Source organism: Photobacterium piscicola, assembly GCF_900166965.1.
GTDB classification, from domain to species: Bacteria; Pseudomonadota; Gammaproteobacteria; order Enterobacterales; family Vibrionaceae; genus Photobacterium; species Photobacterium piscicola.
The window spans coordinates 14129-31981 of record NZ_FUZI01000001.1 but is presented as its reverse complement, the minus strand read 5'-3'; the positions used below and the strand labels follow the sequence as shown (position 1 = coordinate 31981).

Genomic DNA, 17853 nt, shown 5'->3' with positions numbered 1-17853 from the left:
ATGAACAGAAAAGCACCAACCTTACTTAGCAGCCATATTGTTGATCATCATGCGGTTATTACCTTATGTGTCGATCATGATTTAGATGATTTTAAAGGCCATTTTTCAACATTTGCGCTATTACCGGGAGTCAGTCAAATTGATTGGGCAGTTCACTTTGCAAGCCATTATTTCAGTGATATGCCGACTGAATTTAAAGGCATGGATGTCATTAAATTCCAACAACCTATTTTACCCAATACAACGATCACTCTGACATTAGAGTGGGTTGCTGATAAACAAAAATTACACTTTAACTTTAGCTCGCTCACTCCGGAGAATGAAACCATCATTCACTCTTCAGGTAAAATAACCATGGGGATAGCCGCATGAGTTGGTTCCATCCATGTTTTATTATTCCTTGTTATAATCATGGTCACACTGTGCCAGCTATCATTGATGCATTACAAACTTTTGCTTATCCCATTATTGTGGTTGATGATGGCAGTGATGCTATAACTAAAGATATTCTAACGCAGCTATCACAAAATCCCTTAGTTGAAGTCATCACCTTACCCCACAACAAGGGCAAAGGTTATGCAGTAATGGCTGCTATTAAACATGCGGCAAAACAAAATTATAGCCATGCCATTCAAATAGATGCAGATGGCCAGCATGACTTAACCGCTGTTAATGAATTATTGGTTACAGCACATCAGTATTCAACGGCACTTATTTCTGGCAAGCCGATTTACGATGATTCAGTTCCTAAATCACGCTTATATGGACGTTATATTACTCATTTTTGGGTCTGGATCGAAACCCTATCATTTACTATCAAAGACAGTATGTGTGGTTTTCGTTGCTACCCCATAGATCCCATTATACAAGTCTTAAACCACTATAATTTCAGCCATCGAATGGCGTTTGATACTGAAATCATGGTGCGATTCTATTGGAATAACGGCGATATTAAGTTTATTGATACAAAAGTTATCTATCCTGAAGGCGGTATTTCACATTTTGATGCCCTATGGGATAACATCAAAATTAGTTGGATGCACACCAAATTATTTTTAGGCATGCTGCCACGTATTCCTCGATTATTAAAACGGCATCAATCTCACTCACAGCACTGGTCAAGCCGAAGTGAGCGCGGCACCGTATTAGGAATCAAACTGTTATTGGCTATCTATCGTTTATTAGGGCGCAAAGTCGTTAATCAGTTATTAAAACCGGTAATTGGTTATTATTATTTAACCAGTAAGACAGCCCGTCAGGCATCCACACAGTATTTACAGCAACTACAACATTTTGCCGCGCAGCAACAATTGTCATTACCTGAAAATCTAACCCCCTATCAGCACTTATTGTCGTTTGGACACACAACACTCGATAAGTTAGCCGCTTGGAAAGGCGATTATAATGCTGATAACCTCACCATTCATGGTCAACATCACTTTGATAATATTGTTGCCAGTAATCAAGGCGTGGTGATCCTTGGCGCGCATTTGGGTAATTTAGAATTATGTCGAGCACTCAGTCAACGGCATAAAAATATTAAAATTAATGCATTAGTATTTACTGAGCACGCGGCACATTTTAATAGTGTTCTTAAAGCCGTTAATCCAGACTCAAATCTCAATCTAATTCATGTTAATCAACTCGGCGCCGATACTGCAATCATGCTTCAGCAAAAAGTTGAACGTGGTGAATGGGTAGTTATCGTTGGCGATCGCACCTCCGTTGCTAATGAAACACGAGTCAGTTGGGCAAATTTTCTTGGGGAAAAAGCACCGTTTCCACAAGGTCCTTTTATACTAGCATCTGTACTTAAAACCCCTGTTTACCTATTATTTGGGTTACGTGATGACAGCCAAGCCACCCCTCATTTTAATGTATATTTTGAACTGTTCAGTGAGCAAATAACTTTGCCACGCGCCACTCGTAATGCCGATTTACAAACGGTTGTTGAGCACTATGCTATCCGCCTTGAGCACTACACCTTACAAGCACCATTACAGTGGTATAACTTTTTTAACTTTTGGCAGCTTAGTGGAAAAAAAGATGACAAATAATTCGCAGACAACACCGCAACAAACCATTCGCTTTGGTGCAGACAGACTCACTATTGAAGATGTGGTCGCCATTAGCCAAGGTGCCACTGCTGAAATGAACACAGAGAGTGCCTTTACTAGCAAAATAGATCGAGGCGTTGCCTTTCTAGAACGACTATTAAAAGAAGAAGGGGTTATTTACGGTGTAACCACAGGCTATGGTGACTCTTGCACGGTGGCGATTCCAACTCACCTTGTCGATGATCTTCCCCTAAATCTTACCCGTTTTCATGGTTGTGGTTTAGGCGAAGATCTTGATCGTCAACAAGCACGTGCCGTGCTGGCAACCCGACTATGTTCACTATCCCAAGGGGTATCCGGTGTTGGTCATCCATTACTCAACCAAATTGTGACTCTCATCAATCATGATATTAGCCCTCGAATTCCTCAAGAAGGTTCAGTGGGTGCCAGTGGGGATTTAACGCCATTATCATACCTTGCCGCAGCATTAATTGGTGAGCGTGAAGTTATTTATCAAGGAAAAATATGCCCTACTGCCGATGTATTTAAAGAGCTAGGCATCACACCAATTAAACTCAAGCCGAAAGAAGGTTTAGCGTTGATGAATGGTACTTCAGTGATGACAGCGTTGGCTTGTATTGCTTATAAACGTGCAGAATATTTAGCGCAATTGGCGACCAAAATTACTGCAATGGTCTCGGTTGGTATTCAAGGTAATGGTTTCCATTTCGATGAAGCTTTATTTGCCGTCAAACCCCATCCAGGTCAACAACAAATTGCAAGTTGGTTGCGCTCAGATCTGCAAGCAGAGCGTCCACCACGTAACAGTGATCGCTTACAAGATCGTTACTCTCTACGTTGTGCACCTCATGTGATTGGGGTTTTGCAAGACAGTTTGCCATGGCTACGCCAGATGATTGAAAATGAACTTAATAGCGCCAATGATAATCCTATTATTGATGGTGATAACGAACGTGTCCTTCACGGTGGGCATTTTTACGGGGGTCATATTGCAATGGCTATGGATACGCTAAAAACAGCGGTGGCTAATATTGCTGATTTACTTGATCGCCAAATGGCACAATTAATGGATTACAAGTTCAATAATGGACTGCCGTTTAACCTAACCGGAGCAACCGGCGAGCGTAAACCGATAAATCATGGCTTTAAAGCGGTTCAAATTGGTATTTCAGCCTGGACAGCAGAAGCACTAAAACACACCATGCCAGCTAGTGTGTTCTCTCGCTCAACAGAATGTCATAACCAAGACAAAGTCAGTATGGGAACAATTGCTTCTCGTGATTGTTTACGAGTATTACAACTGACAGAACAAGTAACAGCGGCATCCTTATTGGCGGCAACCCAAGCAATTGAATTACGTAAGCGCGATCAACAACTAACAGATACCAACATCAGCCCAGCACTACAAGCAATGCAACAAGCGGTATTGGCTGAATTTAAATTTGTAACTGAAGACCGTCCGTTAGAGCACGACTTGCGTCTTTTTATCAGCCGCATCCAACAACAACATTGGTCATTATATTGATCGCTAACGATCTGTTAACTCAGATTTGATCATCAGAGGCCTTGAGCACTGTTTAAGGCCTCTGGTTTATCATTGTACTCATACGGATGACATCATTTATGCGTCAAGATACTTCACCGGCATTATTAACCGCAGAACTTACCTTAACCACGGCTTTTCAAGATGCCGATCCAATGGGGGTTATCTATCACGGTAACTACTTCCGTTTTTTTGAAGAAGTTCGACGTTTATTAATGGAGAAAATTGATTATAGCTATCACCAAATGCAAGCTTCTGGTTATCTGTGGCCGATTATTGATACGCGGGTAAAATACGTTAAGCCGGTGCCTTTTGATCATCGTATTCGTATTACAGCCACCCTTACTGAATGGGAAAACCGACTTCGGGTTGATTATGTTATTTATGATGCACAAACCAATGCTCGAATGACAAAAGCATACACAATGCAAGTGGCTGTTAGCATAGAAACAGGAGAAATGCGCTTAGCCTCTCCTTCTATTTTTACTGATAAAATAAAGGCTTGGCATGATGAGCACTAATTTATTAATATTCACTCGTTTAAAAAAACATACTCAAGGTACGATATTGTGTCTGTTATTAGCTCTAACCAGTTTATCAGCACAAGCCATGACATTAAGCGATCTTCAACAAACCCTTTCTACCACCAAAATTGTTCGTGGTGATTTTAATCAAAGTCGAACCATGGCGATGTTTAACCAACCACTAATATCTAATGGTACGTTTATTATTGCCGCTAACCACGGCTTATGGTGGCATCAAACAGCCCCAATGGCAGTATCATTAGTGCTAACCCAAGATAAACTCAGTCAACAATTTGATGATCAACCTCCGCAGGTTATGACTGCGGATAAAAATCCCATGGTATTTTATTTTAGCCATATATTTCTGGCACTGTTTAACGGTGATACGTCAACATTAGATCAACAATTTAATTTAGCCATGACGACCTTAACACCAACAACGGATCAGAAGAATAAGTGGCAATTGGTATTAACCCCCAAGCAGGCTCCTTTAAATAAAGTCTTCTCCACCATCACACTACAAGGGGGGAAATTTATCAATCAACTTACTTTGGCTGAAATTCGTGGTGATAAAACTGTGATTACATTTAGTCATCAACGTACAACACCATCAACATTAACCACAGAAGAACAACGTGTTTTCCAATTCTAAACTTAGCCGTTTATGGTTATTCATTATGCTGTTGTTAGTTGTTAGCTTCGGTTATCAATTAACAGCGCATAAGCAGTTGCCAATCGAAACGAATATTTTGGCTTTGTTACCACAAAATGACCAAGATCCAGCAGCACAACAAGCTTTTGATCATATCGCCACCAGCATGAGCAATAAGGTGGTATTTTTAGTGGGCAGCTCAAGTCGCGATACCATGCTGACAGCAGCACAACAATTTAGTCACCAGCTAACTCAACTAGGCTTGTTTACAACTATTAATGCAAAAATGAGTCATAGCCAACAACAAGCATGGGCGCAATTTTATTACCCCAAACGGTTTCAGCTGTTAACGCCACAACAACAACAACGGTTAACACAGCAGCCTCAACAACAAATAACCCAAGTATTACAGGCACTGTATAATCCGTTTTCTGGCGTTACGGGTGCAGAGCTTGAACATGATCCTTTTTTATTATTTCGTGATTATTTAACTCAATTAAGCGCTCAAAGTGGTCATTTCAATCTTGATCACGGTTTTTTAACTACAAAATATCAGCAGCGTCATTACGTATTGATCACGGCTGAACTCGCAGGCTCGCCGTACAGTATTAAATTGCAACACCAATTACCCGCACTTAACCAATTACAACAGCAGATCATTAACGACTATTCTACCGCAACAAATAAAGTAGATATCTTGCATACTGGCGTTATTTTTTATGCGGCGCATGGCACACAAAGCGCTGAAAAAGAAATCAGTACTATCGGCTTAGGGTCGTTGTTAGGGATCATTATTTTATTAGTAGTCATCTACCGAAGCCCATTACCTTTAGTGTTAGCATTATTGTCAATCAGCTGTGGTTTGGTTGCGGCATTTGTCGGTACTGTCGCCATTTTTGGTAAAGTACACTTATTTAGTTTAGTGTTTGGTGCTAGCCTGATTGGAGTCTCGATTGACTATGCTTTTCACTATCTCACTGATAGATTAGCCGCAGCAAATGATTGGGATCCACACCAAGGGCTCAAACATATTTTTGTAGCGATTAGTTTAGGGCTAATCACCAGCTTGATTGGTTATCTCGGCATGTTAGTTGCACCTTTCCCTGGGTTACAACAATTGTCACTGTTTTCAGCAATTGGGCTTACTGCCGCTTATGCAACCGTCGTGTGTTGGTATCCCACTTTAGCCGCAAAACCGTGTTCACCACGACCTTTACCTTGTCGGCAATTACTCAATGTATGGTTACAACTGTGGCAACAACCGTTTGTGCGCTGGTGCATACCATCAATATTGGCTGTCGTTTCTATTCTAGGACTATTTCATATTCGCTATGATGATGATATTCGCCAGCTTCAAGCACTACCAGCACAACTCAAGCAACAAGAAACAACCATTAAAGCGATCACGGGAGTTAGCAGTGGCCAACAAATGCTATTAGTTAAAGCTAAAACAGCACAAGATCTATTAACTAAATTAGCGATTGTCGACCAGCAACTCAATACCTTAGTAACGACTCACAAACTTGATAGCTACCAAAGTATCGGGCATTACTTACCGTCAATTGCAACTCAACAACACAATTTTGAGTTAGTGAAACACTTATATCAACAGCAAGGTCCAGAGCTAGATAAAAAAATCAAATTAAGTCACCCACCACAATTTAGCGCCACCTTTCAGCCGTTAACGATTGCTGAATATTTAGCATCACCAGTATCTAAACCACTACGCTTTACTTGGCTTGGTCAGATTCAATCAGCACAATCGTCTGTATACGGTGCGGTTATTTTGCTTTCTGGTGTCAATCAACTTGATGTCATCAAACAATTGGTCGCGCAAGATAGCCAACTTAGCTACCTCAATAAAGCCGATGAAGTATCACATCTTTTTGGACAATACCGACAACGAGTCACTGAGCTATTAATTGCAGCAACCATCGCAATTTTCTTATTATTAGGATGGCGCTATGGGCTTAAAAAAGGGCTACAAATGATCACGCCATCATTGATAGCAGCATGTGCAGGTATTGCAATCACTAGTATTAGTGGAACACCATTAAACTTGTTTAATTTACTGGCACTGATCTTAATTTTGGGGATAGGAATTGATTACAGTCTCTTTTTTGCAGAATTAAAATCCACTGACAACAATCACCATCGTCGTTCAACCTTATTGGCTATCACATTATCGGCATTAACCACGGTACTCTCGTTTGGACTATTAGCATTAAGTGCCACTCAAGCTATTCATAGTTTTGGTATTACCGTTCTCACAGGGATTATTATTGCATGGTTATTAGCCCCATTAGCTATGACACCAGCATCCTCAGCCATATCAAACACAACATCACATAGAGGAGCCAAATAACATGCAACATTACTGCCTTCATCGTCTTAGTTATCACGGGCTAATAGGGTTACTGAGCGTATTATTAGTCTCAGGGTGTACAACCATACAGGTGCCACAACCAAATCAAGTCAATATTGCGCCCAATACCTTAGTGACCTTACCAACCCCAGCGCAATTAGGCTATTCGCTCACCGCTAGTCAATTGATCACTGCAACATGGCAACAAACCAGCCATCAGTTACCCGTGCAATTACAAGTTACGCCACAAGCATTAGCTCTTGCCGGGTTTTCATCATGGGGCTCACGGATTCTGAGTTTAGATTATACTGACCAACATATTACAACGTATGTGATGCCAGGCTTAGGCTCTACTCTACCCGATCCTAAACAAGTATTGTTCAATATGATGATCACCTTATGGCCACTTGATGCATGGCAACAACCGTTACAACACATAGGCTGGCAATTAAAACAAACCTCACACCAACGTCAACTTATCAACAATAAGGGTGTCGTAGTGGCTGAAATTAATTATCAAAACATCCATCAATTAACGGGAACGATTACGTTTACCCATTACCAGCCTAATTACACCATCACCATAAAAACATTACACTATCAGCGTCAATAACCTCGGTATGAGATTTTATGAAAAATAATCAAACCACAACCCCAGTCTATATTCGCGGCTGTGGTTTTCATTCTGCACTCGGGGCAACACCTGAACAAATCCAGCATAGTTTAGTGCAAGGATCTAGCCCAGACATGCGCACAATTTCTGGTTGGCTTAATGATGGCAGTGAAACGGTTATTGGCCAAGTAACAGCCCCATTAGCTGCCATAAATGAGCAACAATATCCACATCAAAATACGGCTAACAATCGTCTTGCACTGTCAGCATTACAACAAATAAGCTCCCAAATACAGCAAGCGATTATCCAATATGGCGCTGATCGTATCGCCGTGATCATTGGTACAACAACCTCAGGGATCAGTGATGGCGAACACGCATTAGAACAATTAGCAGCACAAGGCCACTTGCCTGAGGATTATCATTATCATCAACAAGAACCAGCGAATACGGGGCAATTCATTGCTGATTATTTTGGTTTAACCGGATTGGTTTACACCATATCAACCGCTTGTTCTTCCAGTGGCCGTAGCTTTTTATCGGCTAAACGCCTCCTCAAATCTGGACTAGCCGATGCCGTCATTGTTGGTGGTGCAGATACCTTATGCCGCCTAACACTTAATGGTTTTCATGGTTTAGATGCGCTCTCTTCTAAACGTTGTAATCCTTTTAGTATGAATCGAGATGGGATTAATATTGGTGAAGCTGCAGCTTTTATGTTGTTAGCACTCACACCTGCTGAAGAGGATAAAAAACAGCAATTATCAATCAAAAAACAATCAAATATTGCTTTTCTAGGCGGCGGCGATAGCTCTGATGCATATCATATTTCAGCCCCACACCCAGATGGTCATGGCGCAGAAATCGCAATGCAAAATGCATTAACGGATGCAGGGTTAACACCAAATGATATTGGTTATATTAATGCTCATGGCACCGCAACACCGTTGAATGATGCTATGGAAGCAAAAGCCATTGCGCGAGTATTTGGTCACCACGTTATGGTCAGTTCAACCAAACCTTTAACGGGACATACACTTGGTGCCGCCAGTGCTGTAGAAGCAGCTATTTGTTGGTATATTCTGGCTTACCAGTTACCGTTACCTGTACAAATCAATGATGATTGCCAAGATCCACAACTGCCGATTACACTCGTAAAACGATCTCAACCTCTAATAACATCGGCAGTCCTCAGTAACTCCTTTGCTTTTGGTGGCAATAACATCAGTTTAATTTTTGGATATGTTAATGACTAATACTCCTCCATTGGCACAATTACTGCCTCATGATACTCCAATGATATTAATTGATGATTTAATCAGTGTTGGGGTAGAAAATGTGCATTGCCAAGTCACAATCAAATCAGATGATCTCTTTTTTGATAACCAGCGCCAAGGTATTGCCGGTTATGTGGGTATTGAATTAATGGCCCAAACTATTGCAGCTTGGGCGGGTTATCATGCATGGCAACAAGGCAAACCCGCCCCGATTGGATTTTTATTAGGTTGCCGCCGTTATCACAGTGAGTGGCCACAATTTGATAAAGGCTGTGTGCTTGATATTTATGCAGAACGCTTAATTCAAGATGATAATATGGCTGTTTTTAGTTGTACTATCGTCAATCAACAGCAAACCATTGCCAGCAGTCAACTCAATGCGTATCTTCCCTCCCCAGAAAAGATAACAACCCTGCTTACCACTAAATAAATAGGAGTAACTCATGACCCGACAAGTACTGGTAACGGGAGCAAGTAAAGGTATTGGGCGTGCTATCGCCATCCAACTTGCACAAGATGGATTTACTATTGCTGTACATTATATGCGTGATCAAGCAGGTGCAGAATCAACCCTTACAAGCATTATTAATGCCGGTGGTCAGGGGCGAATCATTCAGTTTGATATCAGTGATCGCCAACAATGCCGTCTACATCTTGAACAAGATATAGCACTTCATGGTGCATACTATGGTGTGGTCAGTAATGCAGGCATTACCCACGATACGGCTTTCCCAGCCATGACAGAACAAGAATGGGATGGCGTTATTCATACTAATCTTGATAGTTTTTATAATGTGCTTCATCCATGTGTGATGCCAATGGTACAACTGCGCCAAGGTGGTCGCATTGTAACGCTGTCTTCAGTATCAGGAATGACGGGTAATCGTGGACAAACCAATTACAGTGCGGCTAAAGCTGGTATTATTGGCGCTTCAAAATCACTCGCGCTTGAACTTGCTAAACGTAAAATCACTGTTAACTGTGTTGCTCCAGGCTTAATAGACACCGGCATGGTTGCAGAAGAAGTCAAACAGCATGCATTACCACAAGTGCCTTTACGTCGTATGGGCGATCCACAAGAAGTCGCAGGATTAGTCAGTTATTTAATGTCTGATATTGCGGCTTATGTTACCCGCCAAGTTATTTCTATTAATGGAGGTTTAGTATGAACCGTCGCGTTGTTATCACCGGAATGGCAGGCATCACTGCACTGGGACACGATTGGTTAACCATCGAGAAAAAATTGCGTGAAGGTCAAAATGCAGTGATCTATATGGATGATTACGCTGACTATGATGGCTTAAATACTAAACTTGCTGCTCCAATTGCCGATTTTGAGGTGCCTAAGCATTATACCCGCAAACAACTACGAGCAATGGGCCGAGTATCAAAACTAGCAACAGTCGCCAGTGAAAATGCCCTCATTCAATCTGGTTTAATTGGTGATTCGATTCTCACCAATGGCAGTACAGGTATTGCATACGGCTCATCCATTGGTAGCACTCCTGCTATTGGTGCATTTGGCACGATGCTTAACGAAAAAACCACCAAAGAGATCACTGCAACCACTTATGTTCAAATGATGCCACACACGACAGCAGTGAATGTGGGCTTATTTTTTGAATTACGAGGACGTGTGATTCCGACCAGTAGTGCCTGTACTTCTGGCAGTCAAGCGATTGGTTATGCTTATGAAGCGATCAAACATGGCTATCAAACCGTGATGGTTGCGGGTGGTGCAGAAGAATTATGTCCAACAGAATCAGCCGTATTTGATACCCTCTTTGCAACCAGCCTTAAAAATAAGGCTCCTAAAATGACCCCTCGTCCATACGATGCTGATCGTGATGGATTAGTCATTGGTGAAGGGGCCGGCTCTCTCGTATTAGAAGAATACCAACATGCAGTCAATCGAGGTGCCACAATTTTTGCTGAAGTGGTTGGATTTGCAACCAATTGTGATGCAACCCATATAACCCAGCCACAACAACAAACCATGCAACAATGTATGGCAATGGCCTTAGAGCAAGCACAACTACAACCACAAGATATCGGTTATATTTCAGCGCATGGTACAGCAACAGAAAAAGGTGACATTGCAGAAAGCCAAGCAACAGCCAATATATTTAGCAATAAAACCCCGATCAGTAGCTTAAAAAGTTATTTTGGTCATACACTTGGTGCCTGTGGTGCAATTGAAGCATGGCTAAGCATAGAAATGATGAACAATGGCTGGTTTAATCCAACCCTCAACCTAGACACTCCAGATCCACGCTGTGGTGAGCTTGATTATATTCAAGGTCAAGGTAGAAATATTGATTGTCGCTATATCATGAGTAATAACTTTGCCTTTGGTGGCATTAATACTTCATTGATTTTTAAACGTTTATAACAAGATCCCTTGGTACTGTCATAAGTGTTTTGACTACTGATACCAAGGGGGATTTTTAGTTACATATGATTTATTGTAACTGCAAGAACGTGATCGCTTGTGGTTTTTCAGCAAAAGTAAAGTATTGAATGTCGATATCACTAAATAGTGCATCTTCAACCTTAACCACTTTTTCAATCCAACTCGCATCAGCAACCACAGCAACTTGCTTAATATGTTTCATGCCAGCATGAACAAGATATTTCAATTCCTCGACAATTGCCGCTAACTCAATTCCAGAAAAGCTTTCAATTTCTTCATAGATCACAATTCCACCATGATCGACTGTTTTCGCCTCTGCATCCATTAACACACGTTTCATATCATCTTCTGTTACTTTACCTGATAACGTAAAAGCAACCGCATTATCAATGCCAATATCAATCATCGTTAACATCTAAAATTCCTTATTCAATATTACGTCAATTAGCACACGACTGTTTAGTTACTATGCACTTTTATTGCCGCCGCTTCAGCTACTAAGGCCAGATCTTTACTCAATATGACATTGCAACAATAACAGTCATGATTAACTAACATAAAATAGTTACCCACTTTTTTTGTGGATAACAGTAATTTATATTTAAATATCAATACCATAATATTTTCAACAATAAACGACAGAAAATAAAAAAGCCGCACTATACAAGTGCGGCTGGGATGTTGCACTTAATGTACTTACACAGCACATCAAGTTTGTTACGCTTCGTCACTCATTACGTTGAGCTTGGCGTGTCCGATAACTATGTATGGACCGATATTTTGACGAAGAAGCAAGATTTTTACGGTATTGCTATCCAAATTGTTAACAACTAAGAGTGTTACCTTAGAAGCTTTTACGTATTTCACTTACTGTTACGCGTTGCAACTTGATTGCTATTAATAACGGGTTGAATAGGTCTACTAATAACAACCGGAACCTGAATCCCTAAGTTAGATGAAAACAGCTTCTTTCCTCCGTAAGCTCGATAATATATCTCAGTTCAGGTTAATTAAACTATGGTAGATAAATCGAAAATAGGCAAATTTAAAGATGTGATCTTTATCAAAGATCACTAACAATAAGCGCTCTCTTTTTATATTTACAAAGACAATCAATACCCTAGTATTTTAAAAAAAATAACAACCAACCATCCTCTACTATAAATTGAATTTTCATTTAAATTATTGATAATTTTATTTGCACTGTGTTTTTAATTTTATTATCAATATTATTTTTCTAGTTTAAAACAGAAAAGAAGAAAAATAATTCAGTTACAATCTAATTAACTATAATTATTTTACCCCATACTATTTTCAATAAATTAATATTATTTTATTGATTTCTATAAAAACACAATCATAATGAAAGAGTTAAATAACCCTTCATTGCCACACCAAAAATGCAACCAAAGATTTCACTGTAAATATCAAAAAACGTGATCTAACTTTGAGATTTAAAATTCCATTAAAAAACTAGGAAAAATTCTTAATCCATTTAAGTGTATCATCGGTATGGTCTCGCCATAGTGATTTGTCTTATTCAGTACAAATCTGATTTAAGCCCTAACGAGATTCAACCGATGGAATTATCAATACTTCAACGAGTCCGCAAACCCACGCTTGACCTATCGCCAAAAGAACGTCGTAAACTATGGTTTTCTCCTTTTCTAAAGTCCTATTTAGTAGTTTTCGTTAGTTATATGGCCATGTATTTGGTCCGTAAAAACTTCAATATTGCCCAGAATGATATGATTTCTGACTACGGCATGAGTTTAACTCAGCTTGGTACTATCGGCCTTGGATTTTCAATCACTTATGGTGTTGGTAAAACAGTTTTAAACTATTGGTCTGGCGGTAAGAATGCAAAAAACATTCTTCCTTTAGGTCTCCTATTATCAGGTTTTTGTATTCTGGGTATGGGCTTAGTCATGGGACCAAGTTCTAGCCAATTTATTATGATGACCATCCTTTATGCGGCATCAGGCTTTTTCCAGTCAGGTGGTGGTTCAAACTCAGTAGTGACTATTACTAACTGGACTCCACGTAATCGTCGTGGTCTAGGTGTTGGCTTCTGGAACATCTCACATAACGCAGGTGGTGCATTAGCAGCCGCTGTAGCTATGTTTGGTGCTGATTACTTTTTTGGTGGCGATGTAAAAGGGATGTTCATCTTCCCTGCCGTTATCGCTATCATTATTGCGATCATCGGCTTCTTTATGGGCAACGATAGCCCTGAAGCTTATGGTTTAGGTACTGTAGAAGAAATTTTCGAAGAACCAATTTCAGAAGAAGATAATGCAGTTAAAGAAAACAAATTAACTAAAATGGAAATTTTTAAGAAATATGTTCTCTTTAATAAAGTTATCTGGATCCTTTGTTTTGCAAACGTCTTCCTTTATATCGTACGTAGCGGTATCGACCAATGGTCAACAGTTTACGCACACCAAATTTTAGGTTTCTCTAAAGATGTTGCAAACTCCGGCTTTACCATGTTTGAAATTGGAGCATTAGTCGGTACCTGTTTATGGGGCTTACTGTCAGACTTATTTAATGGTCGTCGTGGCGCTGTATCTTGTGTTGCTTTGATCGGTATTGTATTTACTCTAGGTTACTACCAACACGCAGACTCTATTTTTGCTTATAAAGCATCACTATTTGCTTTAGGTTTCTTAGTATTTGCACCTCAACTTCTTATTGGTGTTGCAGCAATCGGTTTTGTACCAAAACAAGGCCTAGCGGCAGCTGACGGGGTTAAAGGTACGTTTGCTTACCTAATTGGTGACTCATTTGCAAAAATTGGTCTTGGCTATATTGCTGAAGGTAACCCTTTCTTTGGCCTTGATGGTTGGACTGGTACCTTTGCGGCAATTAAAGCTGCTGCAATTGCTTGTTGTGTATTAATGGCACTTGTTGCTTTATTTGAAGAAATTAAAATAAGAAAACTAGCACAGCAACCTGCTGCACATTAATAATATTAATGACATTAAAAAACCCTTATAATTAAATAAATTATGAGGGTTTTTTATTATTCATAAAAAGACAAATAGAGCTATTATTCTAATTAATAATTTAGTTAATAAGGAACTAATATAAAACAAACCCTTTTGCATAAGCATTAGAGCACCTACCTAAAATATAAATAAAAAATGATCAACAGCACTAATTTTAAGATCTACTTATAGTAACCATTAATATCCGCCCATATATTAGTACAAAAAGTCAGTTATATGTCAGCATTTAAAGGCATCCATTCCTTAGTGAAATATATATAGTATTATCATCTCGAAAGAATCCATATACTTCACTAATAAGATTGATACAAAATAAGTATCAACTGGAATAATTATGACAGACACTAGAATATACAGCGCTGACCGCCGTCAATGCGCAAAATTTCTTTATCGTGGTTCGTTCGGGCCTAAAAAAGGACAAATAGATCAACTCCAAAAAAATGGCTTTGATGCTTGGTTTGATGACCAATTTTCAATACCGCCTACTTATCATTTACCAAAACTGAAAGCCCTTTTTAACACGACAAGTTACAGTCATCCACAAGACGACATGCGCCAAGGTATATGGTGGCAATGTACAGTTACAGGTGAAGATCAACTTCGTCAACGTATGGCTTATGCATTAAGTCAATTATTTGTTGTCTCTTCCCATGGGGTTGGATCGGTAAATGATGGCTTAGCGAATTATTACGATATGCTGGTTACACATGCATTTGGTAATTTTCGTGATTTATTTAAAGCCGTTACAATTAGCCCAATGATGGGTCGATATTTAACATTATCAGGCAGTAAAAAACACGATCCCAAAAACAATACTTTTCCTGATGAAAATTTTCCACGTGAATGCATGCAATTATTCACCATAGGATTATGGCAGCTTAATAATTATGGTGAGCCGATTCTTGATAATAATGGCAATAAAATTCCCACTTATGATCAAGATGATGTTGAAAACATGTCACGTCTACTTTGTGGCTGGTATATCAATTATCCTCATTGGCAACATGACTGGATCAATCCAATGTTGGCAGATAATAGCCAACATGATATGGATGAAAAAATCGTTATGGGCACACATTTCCCTGCAGGACAAGATATCCATCAAGATCTTGATGCGGTAGTTGATATGCTGTTTAACCACAATAATACCCCTGCATTTATTGCGACACACCTGATTAAACGATTTGTAACCAGTAACCCCAATCGTAATTATATAAAGCGTATAGCTGAAGTCTTTATTGATAATGGCAACGGCATTCGTGGCGATTTACAAGCAACAATTAAAGCAGTATTAACCGATCCTGACGTTTTTGCTGGCTTAGCCAATGCTGCTGGACAGGGAACCCAAGGTGAACATCAACATTTTGGCTTACTAAAAGAACCCTTAATTGTGGTTGCGAACCAATTACGTGCGCTTAACATGCAGGCTGCAGGAGATCATTGGTGGGACACCCAATGGGCTGAAGTAACTTATGGTCAAGCAGCATTGAGTGCTGAAACGGTGTTTAATTTTTATAAACCAACAGATGCCCCTCAAGGTGAAATTGCTGACTTAGGTCTTACCGCTCCTGAGTTTACCATTATAACCGCTGACATTATGCGCAAAACGCATAATAGAATATGGTACAACCTCTTAAAATGGAACAAAACTGACTATAAAGAATGGCACTGGGATCGAACTGATTTTCATGACATTTCAATGGGCACCACTGAATATGTTGCACTAATTAATGAACGTTTTTTTGGCGGTCTAATGTCAAAAAGCCTTCAAAACTATATGTATAAAACGTTATCAAGCCACTCTGCGCCTTACCAGCTCAAAACCCGCTATCTTAATGCTATATACATTGCAACAACGGCTCCTGAATTCTTTTGTGAAGGCTAATTAAAATGAAATTATCACGTCGACATTTTTTAAAAACCACGGCCGTTGTTAGTGCAACTACTTTGTCTACATCAGTACTGGCATCATCAATAATACCAACAAACAACAGTCAATCATCAGAGAATACGAATAAAGCATTAGTTTGTGTCTTTCTCTTGGGTGGTAATGATGCCTATAATATGATCGTACCAACGCCTGGATGTGCTGCTTATCAGGATTACCAAGCTGCTCGACCAAAAATGAAGTTAAATAAAGATCAGTTAAGTGATCTAAATCTAACCACGACTAATGGTATACCACTAAGTATTAATAATAATATGACGTCGTTATTACCATTATTTGCATCAGGTAATGCAGCAGCCATTATTAACTCTGGTCAGTTAGTTCAACCAACAACTCGCGATGATATAAGTAATCGCCGTGTCACATTGCCACAATTTTTGATGGCACATAACCAACAACAAGATCTATGGCAATTGGGTGCTGAAAACCTAGGTGATGCTTATGGTTGGGCTGGAAAAATGATGGATATGCTTGGTGCTACTGGCAGTTTATCCCCCCTAATTTCAGTAAACCAAGGTCAAAAATTACTACGAAACAAAAAATCGCAACAAACAGTTATTAATGGTAAAGGTGCAGGAACATACTCAGGCTGGAATGAAGAACAGCGCCTTGACGGGTATTTCTCTCACTTCACACAACGTCAATATGACAACATTTATATGCGCAACTATGCGAGTGCAATGTCTCGTAATGTTTCTGAAAATGAAGCCATTAAAACGATTCTATCCAAACACCCTAATAGCGAAACTTACCCTGAATCTGATTTAGCTCAACAACTCAGTATGGTAAGTCGTCTGATTAAAGCACGTGACGATATGCACCAACAACAGCAAGTGTTCTTTGTTGGTCTAAATGGCTTTGATACTCATCAATTCCAACAACGGGATCATCCTAAACTGCTGAAACAAGTCAGTGATGCATTAAGTGCTTTTAACACTGATATGATAGATTCTGGCCTTAATGATCAAGTGACGTGTGTCACCATGTCTGATTTTGGTCGCCGTTTACAAGCAAATGCCAGTGGTACTGATCATGGTTGGGCGGGACATCAAATCGTAACGGGAGGTGCCGTGCGTGGTAAAGCTGTTTATGGTGAATGGCCGCAATTAACCGCCGATAGCCAGCATAATTATAATAATGGTCGTATTATTCCAACAATTGCAGCAGACCAAGTCAATGCTTCATTATGCCGTTGGCTTGGTTTATCTGAAGCACAAATACTATCAATATTCCCTAATTTAACTAACTTTAACTCACCTTATATCGAATTCATTTAACGATATAAAAATAATACTAAATGTCGAGCCGAATTATCGGCTCGGCTTTTTTATGCTTTAATTGCCTTAACATGCACAGGAATACCACGCGCAGTATTAAGTTAAAATATTCTCCCCCTTTTATATAAAAGCGTCAACACTAATAATGATAC

General features: G+C 39.7%; 15 protein-coding genes. 14 read left to right on the top strand and 1 reads right to left on the bottom strand.

Features of this window, described 5'->3' with window-relative positions:
- The 11 genes from CZ809_RS00135 to CZ809_RS00085 all read left to right on the top strand — a co-directional run bounded on the left by CZ809_RS00135 (position 1) and on the right by CZ809_RS00085 (position 11444).
- Entirely contained in the window at positions 1–372 is a 372-nt protein-coding gene (locus tag CZ809_RS00135; protein WP_080155437.1) for an ApeI family dehydratase, read from the top strand.
- A complete protein-coding gene (locus CZ809_RS00130; RefSeq protein WP_080155436.1) occupies positions 369–2057 on the top strand; it encodes a glycosyltransferase family 2 protein in 1689 nt (562 codons plus the stop codon). Before CZ809_RS00135 ends, CZ809_RS00130 begins: the two co-directional genes overlap by 4 nt.
- Positions 2047–3603 (top strand): HAL/PAL/TAL family ammonia-lyase, encoded by a 1557-nt coding sequence (locus CZ809_RS00125; RefSeq protein WP_080155435.1) that lies wholly within the window; start codon positions 2047–2049, stop codon positions 3601–3603. The genes CZ809_RS00130 and CZ809_RS00125 overlap by 11 nt, the downstream gene beginning before the upstream one ends.
- 98 nt (positions 3604–3701) lie before the next feature.
- Positions 3702–4142: an acyl-CoA thioesterase gene (locus CZ809_RS00120; protein ID WP_080155434.1), complete on the top strand. Its 441-nt coding sequence runs from the start codon at positions 3702–3704 to the stop codon at positions 4140–4142.
- On the top strand, positions 4132–4797 hold the full coding sequence (locus tag CZ809_RS00115) for an outer membrane lipoprotein carrier protein LolA (RefSeq protein ID WP_080155433.1): 666 nt from the start codon (positions 4132–4134) through the stop codon (positions 4795–4797). Before CZ809_RS00120 ends, CZ809_RS00115 begins: the two co-directional genes overlap by 11 nt.
- A gap of 25 nt (positions 4798–4822) precedes the next feature.
- On the top strand, positions 4823–7162 hold the full coding sequence (locus CZ809_RS00110) for an MMPL family transporter (protein WP_306341411.1): 2340 nt from the start codon (positions 4823–4825) through the stop codon (positions 7160–7162).
- Between the two features lies 1 nt (position 7163).
- Positions 7164–7775, top strand: a complete 612-nt coding sequence (locus CZ809_RS00105) for a DUF3261 domain-containing protein (RefSeq protein ID WP_080155431.1) — start codon at positions 7164–7166, stop codon at positions 7773–7775.
- Positions 7776–7792: 17 nt separating this feature from the next.
- Positions 7793–9031 (top strand): beta-ketoacyl-[acyl-carrier-protein] synthase family protein, encoded by a 1239-nt coding sequence (locus CZ809_RS00100; protein ID WP_080155430.1) that lies wholly within the window; start codon positions 7793–7795, stop codon positions 9029–9031.
- The gene (locus CZ809_RS00095) at positions 9024–9482 is read left to right on the top strand and encodes a hotdog family protein (RefSeq protein ID WP_080155429.1); all 459 of its coding nucleotides are present in this window, start codon (positions 9024–9026) and stop codon (positions 9480–9482) included. The genes CZ809_RS00100 and CZ809_RS00095 overlap by 8 nt, the downstream gene beginning before the upstream one ends.
- A 13-nt stretch (positions 9483–9495) precedes the next feature.
- On the top strand, positions 9496–10221 hold the full coding sequence (locus tag CZ809_RS00090) for a 3-ketoacyl-ACP reductase FabG2 (protein WP_080155428.1): 726 nt from the start codon (positions 9496–9498) through the stop codon (positions 10219–10221).
- Entirely contained in the window at positions 10218–11444 is a 1227-nt protein-coding gene (locus tag CZ809_RS00085; RefSeq protein ID WP_080155427.1) for a beta-ketoacyl-ACP synthase, read from the top strand. Before CZ809_RS00090 ends, CZ809_RS00085 begins: the two co-directional genes overlap by 4 nt.
- A 70-nt stretch (positions 11445–11514) precedes the next feature.
- Here the strand turns inward: CZ809_RS00085 and CZ809_RS00080 are convergent, their stop codons facing one another.
- The gene (locus tag CZ809_RS00080) at positions 11515–11880 is read right to left on the bottom strand and encodes a SpoIIAA family protein (RefSeq protein WP_080155426.1); all 366 of its coding nucleotides are present in this window, start codon (positions 11878–11880) and stop codon (positions 11515–11517) included.
- A gap of 1165 nt (positions 11881–13045) precedes the next feature.
- Here CZ809_RS00080 and uhpT point away from each other — a divergent pair.
- From uhpT to CZ809_RS00065, 3 genes are all read left to right on the top strand, one after another.
- Positions 13046–14434, top strand: coding sequence for a hexose-6-phosphate:phosphate antiporter UhpT (gene uhpT, locus CZ809_RS00075; protein WP_080155425.1), 1389 nt, complete (start codon positions 13046–13048; stop codon positions 14432–14434).
- Positions 14435–14810: 376 nt separating this feature from the next.
- A complete protein-coding gene (locus CZ809_RS00070) occupies positions 14811–16361 on the top strand; it encodes a DUF1800 domain-containing protein (RefSeq protein WP_080155424.1) in 1551 nt (516 codons plus the stop codon).
- 5 nt (positions 16362–16366) lie between these two features.
- Positions 16367–17701, top strand: a complete 1335-nt coding sequence (locus tag CZ809_RS00065) for a DUF1501 domain-containing protein (protein WP_080155423.1) — start codon at positions 16367–16369, stop codon at positions 17699–17701.
- Positions 17702–17853: the final 152 nt, after the last annotated feature.

What these genes read in the sequence shown, in the direction of transcription:
- CZ809_RS00115 (WP_080155433.1), top strand. Translation starts at nt 4,132, where the DNA reads ATGAGCACTAATTTATTAATATTCACTCGTTTAAAAAAACATACTCAA.
- CZ809_RS00095 (WP_080155429.1), top strand. Translation starts at nt 9,024, where the DNA reads ATGACTAATACTCCTCCATTGGCACAATTACTGCCTCATGATACTCCA.
- CZ809_RS00135 (WP_080155437.1), top strand. Translation starts at nt 1, where the DNA reads ATGAACAGAAAAGCACCAACCTTACTTAGCAGCCATATTGTTGATCAT.
- CZ809_RS00100 (WP_080155430.1), top strand. Translation starts at nt 7,793, where the DNA reads ATGAAAAATAATCAAACCACAACCCCAGTCTATATTCGCGGCTGTGGT.
- CZ809_RS00125 (WP_080155435.1), top strand. Translation starts at nt 2,047, where the DNA reads ATGACAAATAATTCGCAGACAACACCGCAACAAACCATTCGCTTTGGT.
- uhpT (WP_080155425.1), top strand. Translation starts at nt 13,046, where the DNA reads ATGGAATTATCAATACTTCAACGAGTCCGCAAACCCACGCTTGACCTA.
- CZ809_RS00080 (WP_080155426.1), bottom strand. Translation starts at nt 11,880, where the DNA reads ATGTTAACGATGATTGATATTGGCATTGATAATGCGGTTGCTTTTACG.
- CZ809_RS00085 (WP_080155427.1), top strand. Translation starts at nt 10,218, where the DNA reads ATGAACCGTCGCGTTGTTATCACCGGAATGGCAGGCATCACTGCACTG.
- CZ809_RS00065 (WP_080155423.1), top strand. Translation starts at nt 16,367, where the DNA reads ATGAAATTATCACGTCGACATTTTTTAAAAACCACGGCCGTTGTTAGT.
- CZ809_RS00110 (WP_306341411.1), top strand. Translation starts at nt 4,823, where the DNA reads ATGCTGTTGTTAGTTGTTAGCTTCGGTTATCAATTAACAGCGCATAAG.
- CZ809_RS00105 (WP_080155431.1), top strand. Translation starts at nt 7,164, where the DNA reads ATGCAACATTACTGCCTTCATCGTCTTAGTTATCACGGGCTAATAGGG.
- CZ809_RS00120 (WP_080155434.1), top strand. Translation starts at nt 3,702, where the DNA reads ATGCGTCAAGATACTTCACCGGCATTATTAACCGCAGAACTTACCTTA.
- CZ809_RS00130 (WP_080155436.1), top strand. Translation starts at nt 369, where the DNA reads ATGAGTTGGTTCCATCCATGTTTTATTATTCCTTGTTATAATCATGGT.
- CZ809_RS00090 (WP_080155428.1), top strand. Translation starts at nt 9,496, where the DNA reads ATGACCCGACAAGTACTGGTAACGGGAGCAAGTAAAGGTATTGGGCGT.
- CZ809_RS00070 (WP_080155424.1), top strand. Translation starts at nt 14,811, where the DNA reads ATGACAGACACTAGAATATACAGCGCTGACCGCCGTCAATGCGCAAAA.